Raw genomic sequence first — 13,286 nt, forward strand, 5'->3', positions numbered from 1 at the left:
ATCAACGACCACGAGCAGACCTCGGCGGTGATGATGAACAACGAGTTTGGCGGCCTGTCGAACATCACCATCGAGGGCAACCGCCTGATCGGCGGCGGCTACACCGTCTACCTCGACGGCCGCAAGGGTGGCGGCACCGTCGACGACGGATCGATCAAGATCGTCAACAACCAGATCGGCACCGGCCAGTGGGGCAAATTCGCCTTCTATAACGACAACCCCGTCGTTTCCGGCAACACCGATCCGGGCACGATGCCGGATATGGGTGGCGTAACTCCGCCGACCGAGCCGACGACTCCGCCGACCGAGCCCACAACTCCGCCGACCGAGCCGACCAACCCGACCAACCCGGATAAGCCCGGCACGGGCACGGATGTCCCTGGTACGAAGGTCCACCTCGGCACCGAAGGCGATGACAACATGCCGCTCTCCGGTCAGTCCAATGGTGGCAACGAGACCTTCAAGGGCCTCGGCGGCAATGACGTGCTGAAGGGTGGCGCCGGCGCCGACGTCCTGGACGGCGGCAACGGCACCGACACGGCGACCTACGCCGGCTCGTCGGCGGTCAATGTCAATCTTGCCACCGGCGTTGCGACGGGCGGTCACGCTCAGGGCGACAAGTTTGTCAGCATCGAGAACCTGACGGGCTCCAGCTACAACGACGTGCTGACCGGCAACAGCGGCCGCAACGTCATCGACGGTGGTGCCGGCAATGACACCATCAACGGCGGTGCCGGTAACGACACCATCCGGGGTGGAACCGGTAAGGACATGCTGACGGGCGGCTCTGGCGCCGACGTCTTCACCTTCAAGACGGCGGCGGAAGCCGGGACCAACTCGAACCGTGATGTCATCACCGACTTCCAGAAGGGCCAGGACAAGATCGATCTGTCTGCCATCGACGCAAACGGTTCGGCGCGTGGCGACGGTACGTTCCACTTCCAGGCTCAGGAGAACGCCCTGTTCGATCGCAAGGCTGGGGCACTGGCCTGGCACCTGGAAGACAAGGCCGGCACCGCGAACGATCGCACCGTGATCCAGGGTGACCTTGATGGCGATGGCCGCCACGACTTCGAGATCCAGCTGACGGGTCTCGTCAATCTCTCGGCCAACGACTTCATCCTCTGATCTACACTTTCAGGCGTGGCTCCAGCGCCACGCCTGAAGGAACAATCTGTTGAGGCCCGCCATGTTGCGGGCCTCAACGCATTTCCGGGTCCAGCGTGAACAGCTCCGTTGCCCGACTGACACCGCGCAGGGCATAGCGGCCGAGCGATACCATTTGCGCAGCTCGATCCACGGGGCAGGCTTCGATGAAGTCGCGTGACATCAGGACATCCCGATCGACGGATGTGCACAGCGATGAGATCCGGCTCACCTGGTTCACGGCCGGGCCAACGACCGTAAAATCCAGTCGACCCCTGCCGCCGATATTGCCGTAGAAGACTTCTCCGACATGCAGGCCCAAGTAAACTGCCGTAATCGACAGGCCTTCGGCCATTCGCCTGGCATTCAACTGCCCGAGTTCCCTCTGCATCATGCGCTCTGCGTCAAGGGCGGCCAAGCAGTCGGTCTGCTGGTTACCGGACCGGAAAATGGCAAGAATGCCGTCGCCGATGAGCTTCAAAACATTGCCGCCGTGCGCGTGAATTGCGCCAATCACCAGTTCGGCATAGTCGTTGAGGAAGGGAATGATCTGCTCCGGATCCGAACCATCGGAGATCCGCGTGTAGTCGTGCAGATCGGAAAACCAGATCACGGCGTCGATCTTCTCGACCTCTCCGCGGTTTATCTGGCCGCTGATAACCTTTCGGCCCGCATCGCGCCCCAGATAGATCTCGGCCAGCGTGCCGATGATCCGGATCGAAGAGGCGCATTTGATTGCGAGCGCCAGGGTCGGGACCAGCGTGCGCAGCGCCGCGAGACTTTCGTCGTCGAAGCCGTTCGCGTCGCGCGTCGTCCAGTAGGAGAAGAATGCATCCATCTCTCCGACACTTCCGCGGTCGGTGAAGCGATGGATCATTGCAACAAAATCGGTGTGCCCGTCGTCCTTCAGTTGCTGCAGATTGTGGAAGTCGGCCGGTGCACCGCTCCCAAACTGGCGGCGAATTTCGTCCGCCTTACCACACAGGAGTTCGTGAAAAGCGGACGCCTCCCAGTTATTCCGCGCGCTGCCTTCCTTCGTCGGAGCGTATTCGACCAGGGGTGACACCCGGTTCACCTTGTCCCACTGGAAGGCGCGACCCTCGAACTCAGGGTGCAGCGTGTCGATGAGGCAGAGCACGCGTGCAATGGGTGTGCCGGCCGCGTTGCATCGCTGGCAAAAGCCGGCGATCAGCTCAGTTTCGTCCATTCCCTCATAACCCTGTCTGGCGAGCCACAGGGCAATGTCGCGAAGCGCCTCGTCGTTCATGCGATGCCTCCGGGGCTTGACTGTCGAGGATTACAGGAAACATCACGATTGTATATCGCGGTCTGCGCACTGACTGGGAGGGTTCGATGGTTTTCAAGGAAGGTACGTTCCATGGCGAGGTGCCTGAACATTTCGACGGTCCACACCCGGCAATGCTCGAAACGGCGGTTGCGGACGCGCTCGCAGCCGCGGGCACGGTCGATGCCTCGGACGTTGCCGTGGCGTGCGAGAATGGAGTGGTGTACCTGACCGGGAGGGTCGGCTCGCCGGAGGAAATCGAGCGGGCGATCGCCATTGCCCGCTCCGTCGCCGGCGTCTCGGTCGTGGAGGCGCGGCTTTCGGCCGGACCGTGACCATTCGTTACCGTTGCCGCCGCTAGGCAGGAGATGATAGTGCAATGCAGCGAAAGGGGCTGCACTGCAATGCTTGCCGAACGGACGACCTACGAGGATCTCTACCGCGACTTCCGCTGGAACATTCCGGCGCGGTTCAATATCGGAAGCGCTGTTTCCGATGCATGGGCGGCCCGGGAACCGGACCGTGTCTGTCTCCAGCACTTCTCCGAGGACGGACATCACCGGAGCCTCACATACGGTGAGCTGGCCGTCCGCTCGTCGCGGTTTGCGTCCGGGCTTGCGGCGCGCGGCGTGAAAGCCGGGGATCGGGTGGCGATCCTGCTGCCGCAAGGCTTCGAGACGGTGATCGCCCACGTGGCGATCTACAAGCTCGGGGCGATCGCGCTGCCGTTGGCGCTGCTCTTCGGCGAGGAAGCGTTGGGGTATCGGCTCCGGGATGCGGGTGCAAAAGCGGTCGTGACCAACGGCTTCGGCTTCGAGCGGCTGGAGATGATCCGCGAACGCCTGGAGGATCTCGCTCTCGTCGTGCTTTCCGACGACTCCGGCCGGGCCGGAACGGTGCCGTTCACAACAATCGAGGAAGGGTCGAAGGAGCCGTTTATTGCGGCCGACAGCGGTCCCGACAATCCGGCGCTGATGATCTATACCTCCGGCACGACCGGGCCGCCGAAGGGAGCGCTGCACGGTCATCGCGTGCTGCTCGGCCACGTGCCCGGCTTCCAGATGCATCACGAATTTTTGCCCCAGCCTGGCGACCGGATATGGACGCCGGCTGACTGGGCCTGGGCCGGCGGGTTGCTCAATGTCCTCCTGCCAGCGCTGCTGCTCGGTGTCCCGGTCGTCTCGTCGCCCGGCCAGAAATTCGATCCGCACATGGCCTACCGCATCATGGCGGAGATGAATGTGCGCAACGCCTTCATCCCGCCGACCGCGCTGCGCCTGATGAAGAGTGTCGAGGCGCCGCAAAAACACTATCGCCTCAACTTGCGCACGATCGGCACAGCGGGCGAGTCGCTCGGGCGGGAGACATGGGAGTGGGTGCGCCGCACGCTCGGCGTCACCGTCAATGAGTTCTTCGGCCAGACCGAGTGCAACATCGTCATCGGTTCGATCGGCAAGCTCGGCGTATCGCGCCCCGGGCCGATCGGCAGGGCGGTGCCCGGCCACGTCGTGGCGATTGTCGACGGGCAGGGGCGCGAGCTGCCGCCGGGCACCACCGGCCAGATCGCCGTGCGTCGGCCCGACCCGGTGATGTTTCTCGGCTACTGGAACAACGATGCCGCGACTAAGGCAAAGTTCATCGGCGACTGGATGACGACCGGAGACCTGGGCCGCATGGACGGCGAGGGCTATATCACCTTCGTCGGCCGCGATGACGACGTCATTACCTCCGCCGGCTACCGGATCGGCCCCAGTGAGATCGAGGACTGCCTGGCCGGCCACCCGGCCGTGCAGTTGGCCGCCGTGGTGGGCAAGCCGGACGCGGTGCGCACGGAGATCGTCAAGGCGTATGTCATGCTCCGCCCCGGCCAATTGGCGAGCGCGGACCTGGCCGCCGACATCCGCAACTGGGTCAAGATGCGGCTTTCGATGCACGAATATCCGCGCGAGGTAGAGTTCGTCGACAGCCTGCCTCTGACGACATCGGGGAAGGTCATCCGCCGCATTCTGCGCGAGCGCGCCGAAAAGGAGATCGATAGCCTGCCGGACAGCCCGGAAATGCTGCCGGTGGACTGAGCGCGGTCATTCAGTCCGCGCCTGGTCTTTGTCCCCCGAAAGCGGTTGTCTCCTTCAGGGAGACCTCGAGTCGCCGGCATCGCCATTTTGGGCTCGTCTCATGGGACGAGCCCAGATTTTCTCAGAGCGTCTTCAGCACGTCGCCAATCGCCTCCACCAGCATGTCGGCGTTCTCACGGGAAAAGACCAGGGGAGGGCGGATCTTCAGGACGTTGGCGTTGGGGCCGGAGGCGCTGATCAGCACACGGCGTTCGCGCAGGCCGTTGACGATCCGGGTCGTCACGGCCGCATCCGGGCGCTTGTCGGCCGGGTCGGCAACAATCTCGACGCCGATGAAAAGGCCGGAGCCGCGCACGTCGCCAATCGCCGGGTAGGTCCCCGAGAGGCTTTTCAGCCCGTCCATCAGGTGGCGGCCGACGTCCAGCGCGTTCTGCTGCAGACCTTCGATGCGGATCGTGTCGAGCACGGCCTTGCCGGCGGCGGCGGCCACGGGATTGCCGCCGAATGTGTTGAAATAGCGTGCCTGCGGGCCGAACTCGGCGATCACTTCCGGGCGGAGCACGATGCCCGCCATCGGATAGCCGTTGCCCATCGGCTTGCCGATCGTCACCATGTCGGGCGCCACGCCATGGCGTTCAAAGCCCCACATCGCCTCACCGGTACGGCCGAATCCGGGCTGCACCTCGTCGGCGACGAAGAGGCCGCCCGCCTCATGGATTGCGTCCACGGCGGATTTCAGAAAACCCTTCGGCCCTGCAAAGATGCCGTCGCTCGAAAAGATCGTGTCGGTGATCAGCATCGCCGGCTTGATGCCGTGGCGCTTCAGGTCGGCGATCGCCGCGCGCACGTCGCGGCCGAACTTCTCCATCACCACGTCGGGCGAGGAGCGGTAGCTGTCCGGAGCGGGAACGGTTCGCACATGCGGCCCGAGCGTTACGGATTCGCCAAGCGAAGGTGAGAATTCCGCCACCGCGCCCGTGAGCCCGTGATAGGCGAGTTCCGTCGCGATGATGCCGGTGCCGCCAGTCACGTATCGGGCGATGCGCACGGCCAGGTCGTTCGCCTCGCTGCCTGTGCAGGTGAACATAGCCTGGCTGAGGGCGTCTGGGAACGTGGCCGTCAGCGTCTCCGCATAGTCGATGATGCCTTCGTGCAGGTAGCGGGTATGGGTATTCAGCACCGCCGTCTGCTTCGTGATCGCCTCCACCACGCGCGGGTGGCAATGGCCTAGCGAGGCGACATTGTTATAGGCATCGAGATATTTTTCACCCGCCGCGTCATAAAGGTAGACGCCGTCACCGCGCACGAGATGCAGCGGCTTTTCATAAAAGAGACGATAGGCGGGGCCGAGCACCTTTTCCCGACGGGCGATCAGCGCCCTTTCGGTTTCGCCAAGCCGTTCGAAGTCTTCGCGCGAGAAAGCATTCACCATCGACATGATTCAGGCCTCTGAAAGGTTGGGCGCGAGCCGTTTCAGCCCCGCCGTTGTCAAATCCGATATGTTCAGCAACCCCCGCCAGGAGAACGCGTGGTTGCGCATGATGTAATCGCGGTTTTCCGGGAACCGCGCCGAGCGCCATTCCGCGATGATGATGGACATAGCCAGCCGCGATCGCGTGAGGAGCGGCAAAAGTTCGATCTCGGCAGGTTCCAGTGCCCGCACGGACAGGAAGCCTTCGAGGAAGGCGCCTGCGCGTGCCGCCCAGTCGTCCGTGGAAAGATGGTAGGCGAGGGCGACTGCAACGTCATTGATCAGCGGCGCATGCACCATGTCGCCAAAGTCGATGATGCCGACGACTTCAGTAGGCGCCGCTGCGTCGATCAGAATGTTGTGCGGATTGAAGTCATTGTGGATGATCTGGCGCCGCCTGAGCCCGGTGATGGCGGGGAGCGAGCGCTCGAATTCGCTCAGCACCGCCTCCGCCATCCCCCGGCGCTCCGGCGCGACATCGTCGACGACGGCGGCGAGGTCAAGCGTGTGCGAAATGTCCCACATCAGCTTGCCGGCAGGCGGGCGACCCTTGTAGTCCTCAAGGCCCAGTCCGAGCGCTGCCAAGGCCCGGCCGATTTTGCGGCTTTGCGCGTCGGAAGACGGCGTGCGGTACTGCAATTCTCCCCGGAGGTAGGTGAGCAGGCGCATGATGCGCGGGCCGTCTGTGGAGGAAAGCGTGTGGCTCGGCGCGCCGGATGCAGTCGGTACCAGCCGGGGCACCGGCACGGTGGGCGCGGTTGCGGCGAGGTGCAGGAGCGCGCCGTCCTGAAACTCGAGCGCGGCGGGGTCTTCGGCCGGATTCGCGATCTTCAGGACAAACTCCGTCCCGTCCTCGCGCGCGAACAGAAACGTTTCGTCCCGCTCGCTCGAAAGCCGTTTCACGCTGCCGTTCATGCCGTAGACGCTTGCAACCGCAGCCTCGGCGTCGGCAAGCGACGTTGCGCTCCAAGAGGCCGACATGGCATCCGTCTTTTTCGTGGCCGGCGATGGCTCCGTCATGCTTGCTCCGTTGTGCGGCTTCCCGCAAATCAATCGACCTCGCCTGATGTGCCGGACATCTGTGTCCAGCAAAGCAGGATTTGGCGGCATTATTCCGTTACGCCGCGCCGGACAGAAAATGCCGCGCGTCGTCAGCCTGCACTTGAAACACGTTAAAAAAGATGCATCAAGTATCTTGTTACTCGATTTGCCGGGTGAGTTCCATGCCTGAGTTTGCGACACTGGATCACGAAAACCTAAACAGTGCGGTTTACGGCGCGCTATGCGACGCGTTGATGCAAGGTCGATTTCAGCCGGGAGACCGCTTGAAAATCCGCGATCTCGCCGAGCAATTCGGCACAAGCGTCACGCCAATCCGCGATGCCATCCTGCGCCTTGCAAACGATGAGGCGATCACCTTCCGCTCTCCGCGCGATATTCGCATCCCGGCCATGAGCGAGAACCGCTACCGTGAGATCCGCGCTATTCGCATCAAGCTGGAAGGGTTGGCCGCCGAAACGGCCGCCCAGGTCGCGACCAGCGCCGATATCGAGGTGCTGGAGCGTATTCTGCGGGAAAACGAGGATGCGATCGCAGCCGGCGACCGGCTGAAAGGCACGGAACTCAACCAGGCTTTTCACTTCATGCTGCCGCAGATTGCTCAACTTCCGGTGCTCACCGTCATTCTGCGACGGCTCTGGCTGCAGATGGGCCCGCTTATTTCGGATGCCTATATTCCCGGTGGGCGCGCGATGATCGATCACCACTATCCCGTCGTCGAGGCGCTGAAACGACATGATTCGGCGGCCGCATCGATGGCGATCGTCGATGATATCCTGCTTGGCGGCAAGCCGCTCCTCGACCGGATCGAACATGGGCTGGATCGGGAGGCCCGCAAGGCCTAGTCTGCCTTCATATCGACACTTGCATTTCGCCAGCCCCTCTGATTACGATGTATCAAGCATCAATGGAGAATGTCGTATGACCGAAGAATGCCGCTATATGTTGCTGACGGGGGCAAGCCGCGGCATCGGCCATGCGACGGTCAAACTCTTCCAGTCGAAGGGCTGGCGCATTCTCACCGTCTCGCGTCAACCTTTTTCCGAGGAATGCGCCTGGCCATCGGCCCGCGAGAGCCATATCCAGGCCGACCTTGCCGACCTCACCCAGATCGACCGCCTTGCCGCTACTGTGCGCGAACGGCTGCCGAATGGCAGGCTGCATGCGCTCGTCAACAATGCCGGCATTTCGCCGAAGGGGCCCGGCAGGAGCCGCCTTGGTGTTGCCGACTCGGACGCCGACGTGTGGACGCAGGTGCTGAACGTCAATCTCGTCTCGACGGCGCTGATCGCCCGCGCGCTCTTGCCGGAACTGGAGGCGGCAAAGGGCTCGATCGTCAACGTCACGTCCATTGCCGGATCGCGCGTCCACCCGTTCGCGGGTGTTGCCTATGCGGCCTCCAAGGCAGCGCTTGCGGCGCTGACCCGGGAGATGGCGCATGAATTCGGCCGCCGGGGCATCAGGGCGAACGCCATTGCACCGGGGGAGATCGAAACGTCGATCCTGTCGCCGGGAACGGACGCGCTGGTGGCCGCGGAAGTGCCCATGGGCAGGCTTGGCGAACCGCGGGAAGTGGCGGAAACCATCCATTTCCTCTGCACAGAGCAGTCGTCCTATATCAACGGCGCCGAAATCCACATCAACGGAGGACAGCACGCTTGACACTTCTCAAGTGCGGCAAAAATGCCGTTGACCGGCAGTAAGGAATGCATCATTCGGTCGGGAAAATGCTCAGAGGAAAGAGCAGGGCGACCGAAAAGGCTGCAAAAACCACCGAGGTGGGAGGCAAAGGCAAAGATCAGCAGTTTGCATGTGATCGTCACCGGGGCGGGCCCAAGGCCGGTTCCTTAAACATACGAAGAAAAGGGGAATACAATGAAAACATTCATGAAATCGGGTATCCTGGCGGCTGCGGCTGTCGTGCTTTCCGCCGGGCTCGCCGCGCCGGTTTTCGCTCGCGACCTGACTGTCGTCTCGTGGGGCGGCAATTATCAGGATGCACAGCGCAAGATTTACTTTGAGCCCTTCGCCGCCAAGACCGGCAAGCCGGTGCTCGACGAAGCGTGGGACGGCGGCATCGGCGTGCTGCAGGCGAAGGTCAAGGCCGGCGCACCGAACTGGGATGCGGTGCAGGTCGAGGCGGAAGAACTGGCGCTCGGCTGTGCCGACGGCCTGTACGAAAAAATCGACTGGGACAAGATGGGCGGCAAGGACAAGTTCCTGCCGTCGGCGGTGAACGACTGCGGCGTCGGCGCCATCGTCTGGTCGACGGCAATTGCCTATGACGGCGACAAGCTGAAGGAAGGTCCGGCCTCCTGGGCGGACTTCTGGAACGTCGAGAAGTTCCCCGGCAAGCGTTCGCTGCGCAAGGGACCGAAGTACACGCTCGAATTCGCGCTGCTGGCTGATGGCGTGTCGAAGGATGAACTCTATGACGTCCTTGGCACCGACGAGGGCGTCGAGCGCGCCTTCAAGAAGCTGGACGAGCTGAAGCCGAACATCGTCTGGTGGGAATCCGGCGCGCAACCGCTGCAGTTCCTCGCCTCCGGCGAAGTGGCGATGGCCTCTGCCTATAACGGCCGCATCACCGGCATCAACCGGTCCGAAGGCAAGAACTTCAAGGTCGTCTTCCCGGGCAGCATCTATGCCGTCGATAGCTGGGTCGTGCTGAAGGACGCGGAAAACAAGGACGCCGCACAGGACTTCATCGCCTTTGCGAGCCTGCCGGAACACCAGGCCAAGCTGCCGGAATTTGTCGCCTACGGTCTGCCGAACAAGGAAGCTGCCGCGATGGTCCCGGCAGATCTTGCCAAGGATCTGCCGACCGATCCAGCGAACATGACGGAATCGATTTCGCTCAACACGGACTTCTGGATCGACAACGCGGAAACGCTGACGGCGCGTTTCAACGCCTGGCTGGCCCAGTAACGTTATCCGTGGGAAGGGGCGCCGCAGAGCGACGCCCCTTTCTGTCTGTCTGGACGTACCCCGCAGAGGCTTTGCCATGTGGGACTTCCTCCGTATCTAGCTATGGAGCATTCCGTGGCCGACTTCATCCGGTTTGACCGCATCACCAAATTCTACGGCCCGCTCTGTGTGGTCGAAAACCTCGACCTGAGCATCGGAAAGGGCGAATTCGTCAGCCTTTTGGGGCCGTCCGGCTCCGGAAAGACGACGCTTCTGATGATGCTCGCGGGCTTCGAGCAGCCGACCTCGGGGGGCATCCTTCTCGATGGAACGGCGATCAACGACGTGCCGACCCACAAGCGGGACATGGGCGTCGTCTTTCAGAGCTATGCCTTGTTTCCGCATATGTCGGTCGGCGAGAACATCGCTTTTCCGCTGCAGATGCGCGGCATCGGCAAGGCCGAAATTGCCAAGCGCGTGGCGCGGGCATTGGACATGGTACAGCTTTCGGCCCTCAGCGATCGCCGGCCGTCGCAGCTCTCAGGCGGCCAGCAGCAACGCGTGGCGCTCGCCCGCGCACTGGTGTTTGAGCCGCGCGTGGTGCTGATGGATGAGCCGCTCGGCGCGCTGGACAAGCAATTGCGCGAACAGATGCAACTGGACATCCGCGACCTGCATCGCCGGCTCGGCCTGACGATCGTATTCGTCACCCACGACCAGTCGGAAGCACTCACCATGTCTGACCGTGTCGCGGTCTTCAACAAGGGCAAGATCGAGCAGATCGGCACGCCGCGGCAGGTCTATGACGAACCGGGGACGCGCTTCGTGGCGGAGTTCATCGGCGAGACCAATCTGGTCGAGGGGATCGTCGAAGCCGTCCAGGGGCAGGAAGCGACCGTGCGGCTGCCGTCCGGCGCACATATCGTTTCGGCCCTTTCCGGCACGGTGGCCTCCGGCCAGTCGGTCTACTTGTCCATCCGGCCGGAACGGGTCGACCTCACCGAGACGCGCGGCGAAGCGCGCAATTGCCTGGAAACGGAAGTCACCGATTCCGTCTATCAGGGCGATCACCTGCGCGTGCAACTGCAGAATGCCGCCCATCCGCTGATCGCCAAACTCGGTCGCCGCTCGCGCGAATTTGCGCCGGGGACCAAGGTTTATGCAGCCTTTTCGGCTAGCGATTGCCGGGTCATTGCGCCATGAGTGCAGGAAAATCCCGGACCGGGCGGTCCCTTCTCCTCATGGCACCGCTTCTGCTGTTCCTCGTCGGCTTCTTCATCTGGCCGCTGTCCAGCATGATGTCCGAATCGGTCTCCGATACGGCCGTGCTGCGCCTTCTGCCGCGCAGCGCCGAGGTGCTTCGGGACTGGGACCGCAAGTCTGCGCCGACCATGCCCATGCAGGCGGCGCTGATGGAGGACCTGAAGGCCGTCAACGACGACCAGGCGCTTGGCGACATGGTGCGCCGCCTCAACAGCGCCCGTTCTGGTTTTCGCACGCTGATGTCGAAGACGACGAGCGCCCTTGCGGACACCGCGAACCCACCCGCTGACCTGGTTTCCATCGACAAACGGTGGGAGAAACCGGATTTCTGGCTGGCGATCGCCGATGCGCTCTCCCCGCTGACCGATCGCAACCTGCTTGCCGCCGTCGACCTTGGCCGTAGTGTGGACGGCGCGATCGAAGCCTTGCCTGCCGACCAGTCCGTCAATCGTGTCATCCTCGTACGGACCTTCTGGATTGCTGCGCTTGTGACCTTCGCCTGCGCCTGCATCGGCTTTCCCTATGCGATGATCGCCGCTTCGCTCACCGGCTGGAAACGCGACCTGATGCTGGCGGCGGTGCTGCTGCCGCTCTGGACCTCGCTTCTGGTCCGTACGGCCGCCTGGTTCATTCTCTTGCAGGAAAAGGGCTTGATCAACGATTTCCTGCAATGGCTGCGCGTCATCGATGGGCCTTTGCCGCTGATCTTCAACCGCACCGGCGTCATTATCGCGATGACCCATGTGCTATTGCCGTTCATGGTGCTGCCGATTTACTCGGTCCTCATCACCATCCCCAAGAACCTAATGCCGGCGGCGGCCTCGCTTGGGGCGCACCCGCTGCGCGCTTTCCTGCGCGTGCTCCTGCCGCTCAGCCTGCGCGGCGTCGCCTCTGGCGGCTTGCTCGTCTTCATCTCGGCGATCGGTTACTACATCACGCCGGCGCTGATCGGCGGTCCGGGCGACCAGATGATCAGCTCGATCATCGCCTTCTACGCAACCGGTTCGGCGAACTGGGGCATGGCGGGTGCGCTCGGCGTCGTGCTGCTCGCGGCAACACTTGTCCTCTACAGCGTCTATGCACGGCTGTCCGCCGAAGAACCTGGGAGGCGCTAAGCGATGCCGATGAAGCTCACGAAACTTACCTTTGCGTCGCTGACGATCCTGTTCCTGGTCGCGCCGCTCATCGCCATCCTGCCGCTCGCCTTCACCTCGAGCGTCATCCTGACCTATCCGATCCCGTCCTATTCGTTGCGGTGGTTTGAGGAACTGTTCACGGCGGATGCCTGGCGCCGGGCGATCATCAACAGCCTGATCATCGGGACCGGCACGACGCTGCTCGCCACCGTGCTCGGTACGGCTGCGTCACTGGGCCTGCGCAACAGGCTGGTGTTCTTCCGCGGATCGATACGGACGCTGTTCCTGTTGCCGATGGTCGTTCCGGCCGTCGTGCTCGGCGTCGGCATGCAGGTGCTGCTCGCACGGGTCGGGCTGATCAACAGCTACGCCGGCGTGATCATCGCCCATACGGTCGTCGCGGTGCCCTTCGTCGTGGTCAGCGTCACCGGCGCGCTCGCCGGCATCGACGAGCGGGTCGAACTCGCCGCCCAGAGCCTCGGCGCGTCGCCAACCACGGTGTTCCGACGGGTCACCTTGCCCCTCGCTATGCCGGGTGTGCTCTCCGGCGCAGTGCTTGCCTTCGCCACGTCGCTCGACGAGGTGGTGCTGACGCTGTTCGTCGCCGGTCCCAACCAGCGCACGCTGGCGCGGCAGATGTTCTCCAGCATACGGGAAAACATCAGCCCGGCGATTGCGGCGGCGGCTTTCCTCTTCATTGCCGCAACCATCCTGGTCGGGCTGGCCGTCGTGGTGTCCCGGTCCATGCTGGCGAAGCGGCGATAGCACCGGACGGTGCGCGTCAAATGTAAGGAGCCGGCGGCAGCCGGCATCCTTTTCGGCCCGGTCCGGGGGCCGCCCGAGCCGGTACGCGGGACAAGCCTCACAGCGCCGCGACCGGAAACTCGTCTTTTGTCCGAGTATTTCGACCGCTCGCCGTCTGCCCACTTACCAGCCGATATTAC

At 63.2% G+C, this 13,286-nt stretch carries 13 protein-coding genes; 10 read left to right on the plus strand and 3 right to left on the minus strand.

The window, feature by feature from the left end; translation table 11 throughout:
• The coding region (locus AC1DDS_RS23145) for a calcium-binding protein (RefSeq protein WP_477481001.1) at positions 1-1,128 on the plus strand (1,128 nt) is incomplete at its 5' end.
• 73 nt (positions 1,129-1,201) lie between these two features.
• On the opposite strand, the gene AC1DDS_RS23150 is transcribed toward AC1DDS_RS23145, so the two are convergent.
• On the minus strand, positions 1,202-2,413 hold the full coding sequence (locus tag AC1DDS_RS23150) for an adenylate/guanylate cyclase domain-containing protein (RefSeq protein WP_477481002.1): 1,212 nt from the start codon (positions 2,411-2,413) through the stop codon (positions 1,202-1,204).
• Between the two features lie 86 nt (positions 2,414-2,499).
• Between AC1DDS_RS23150 and AC1DDS_RS23155 the strand changes: the two genes are divergently transcribed.
• Both AC1DDS_RS23155 and AC1DDS_RS23160 read left to right on the plus strand, forming a co-directional pair.
• Entirely contained in the window at positions 2,500-2,766 is a 267-nt protein-coding gene (locus AC1DDS_RS23155) for a BON domain-containing protein (RefSeq protein ID WP_477481003.1), read from the plus strand.
• A 69-nt stretch (positions 2,767-2,835) separates the two neighbouring features.
• The gene (locus AC1DDS_RS23160; RefSeq protein WP_477481004.1) at positions 2,836-4,506 is read left to right on the plus strand and encodes an AMP-binding protein; all 1,671 of its coding nucleotides are present in this window, start codon (positions 2,836-2,838) and stop codon (positions 4,504-4,506) included.
• A gap of 121 nt (positions 4,507-4,627) precedes the next feature.
• On the opposite strand, the gene AC1DDS_RS23165 is transcribed toward AC1DDS_RS23160, so the two are convergent.
• Positions 4,628-5,944: an aspartate aminotransferase family protein gene (locus AC1DDS_RS23165; RefSeq protein ID WP_477481005.1), complete on the minus strand. Its 1,317-nt coding sequence runs from the start codon at positions 5,942-5,944 to the stop codon at positions 4,628-4,630.
• A gap of 3 nt (positions 5,945-5,947) precedes the next feature.
• Positions 5,948-6,958 carry a phosphotransferase gene (locus AC1DDS_RS23170; protein WP_477481006.1) on the minus strand — a complete coding sequence of 337 codons (1,011 nt, stop codon included), beginning with the start codon at positions 6,956-6,958 and terminating at the stop codon, positions 5,948-5,950.
• Here AC1DDS_RS23170 and AC1DDS_RS23175 point away from each other — a divergent pair.
• From AC1DDS_RS23175 to AC1DDS_RS23205, 7 genes are all read left to right on the plus strand, one after another.
• A complete protein-coding gene (locus AC1DDS_RS23175; RefSeq protein ID WP_477481007.1) occupies positions 6,957-7,208 on the plus strand; it encodes a hypothetical protein in 252 nt (83 codons plus the stop codon). The two genes, AC1DDS_RS23170 and AC1DDS_RS23175, sit on opposite strands and share 2 nt — an antisense overlap.
• Positions 7,201-7,881: a GntR family transcriptional regulator gene (locus AC1DDS_RS23180; protein ID WP_477481008.1), complete on the plus strand. Its 681-nt coding sequence runs from the start codon at positions 7,201-7,203 to the stop codon at positions 7,879-7,881. Before AC1DDS_RS23175 ends, AC1DDS_RS23180 begins: the two co-directional genes overlap by 8 nt.
• Before the next feature lie 76 nt (positions 7,882-7,957).
• Positions 7,958-8,698, plus strand: a complete 741-nt coding sequence (locus AC1DDS_RS23185; RefSeq protein WP_477481009.1) for an SDR family NAD(P)-dependent oxidoreductase — start codon at positions 7,958-7,960, stop codon at positions 8,696-8,698.
• Positions 8,699-8,911: 213 nt separating this feature from the next.
• A complete protein-coding gene (locus tag AC1DDS_RS23190) occupies positions 8,912-9,964 on the plus strand; it encodes an ABC transporter substrate-binding protein (protein ID WP_477481010.1) in 1,053 nt (350 codons plus the stop codon).
• 102 nt (positions 9,965-10,066) lie between these two features.
• On the plus strand, positions 10,067-11,146 hold the full coding sequence (locus tag AC1DDS_RS23195; protein ID WP_477481011.1) for an ABC transporter ATP-binding protein: 1,080 nt from the start codon (positions 10,067-10,069) through the stop codon (positions 11,144-11,146).
• Positions 11,143-12,321, plus strand: a complete 1,179-nt coding sequence (locus AC1DDS_RS23200) for an ABC transporter permease (protein WP_477481012.1) — start codon at positions 11,143-11,145, stop codon at positions 12,319-12,321. The genes AC1DDS_RS23195 and AC1DDS_RS23200 overlap by 4 nt, the downstream gene beginning before the upstream one ends.
• A 3-nt stretch (positions 12,322-12,324) precedes the next feature.
• On the plus strand, positions 12,325-13,107 hold the full coding sequence (locus AC1DDS_RS23205) for an ABC transporter permease (protein WP_477481013.1): 783 nt from the start codon (positions 12,325-12,327) through the stop codon (positions 13,105-13,107).
• Positions 13,108-13,286: the final 179 nt, after the last annotated feature.

It is taken from the genome of Mycoplana sp. 10N416 (genome assembly GCF_056394765.1).

Bases quoted from the DNA above. Each gene is read 5' to 3' on its own strand.
- AC1DDS_RS23150 (WP_477481002.1), bottom strand. From the start codon at position 2,413: ATGAACGACGAGGCGCTTCGCGACATTGCCCTGTGGCTCGCCAGACAG.
- AC1DDS_RS23155 (WP_477481003.1), top strand. From the start codon at position 2,500: ATGGTTTTCAAGGAAGGTACGTTCCATGGCGAGGTGCCTGAACATTTC.
- AC1DDS_RS23160 (WP_477481004.1), top strand. From the start codon at position 2,836: ATGCTTGCCGAACGGACGACCTACGAGGATCTCTACCGCGACTTCCGC.
- AC1DDS_RS23165 (WP_477481005.1), bottom strand. From the start codon at position 5,944: ATGTCGATGGTGAATGCTTTCTCGCGCGAAGACTTCGAACGGCTTGGC.
- AC1DDS_RS23175 (WP_477481007.1), top strand. From the start codon at position 6,957: ATGGCATCCGTCTTTTTCGTGGCCGGCGATGGCTCCGTCATGCTTGCT.
- AC1DDS_RS23170 (WP_477481006.1), bottom strand. From the start codon at position 6,958: ATGTCGGCCTCTTGGAGCGCAACGTCGCTTGCCGACGCCGAGGCTGCG.
- AC1DDS_RS23180 (WP_477481008.1), top strand. From the start codon at position 7,201: ATGCCTGAGTTTGCGACACTGGATCACGAAAACCTAAACAGTGCGGTT.
- AC1DDS_RS23185 (WP_477481009.1), top strand. From the start codon at position 7,958: ATGACCGAAGAATGCCGCTATATGTTGCTGACGGGGGCAAGCCGCGGC.
- AC1DDS_RS23190 (WP_477481010.1), top strand. From the start codon at position 8,912: ATGAAAACATTCATGAAATCGGGTATCCTGGCGGCTGCGGCTGTCGTG.
- AC1DDS_RS23195 (WP_477481011.1), top strand. From the start codon at position 10,067: ATGGAGCATTCCGTGGCCGACTTCATCCGGTTTGACCGCATCACCAAA.
- AC1DDS_RS23200 (WP_477481012.1), top strand. From the start codon at position 11,143: ATGAGTGCAGGAAAATCCCGGACCGGGCGGTCCCTTCTCCTCATGGCA.
- AC1DDS_RS23205 (WP_477481013.1), top strand. From the start codon at position 12,325: ATGCCGATGAAGCTCACGAAACTTACCTTTGCGTCGCTGACGATCCTG.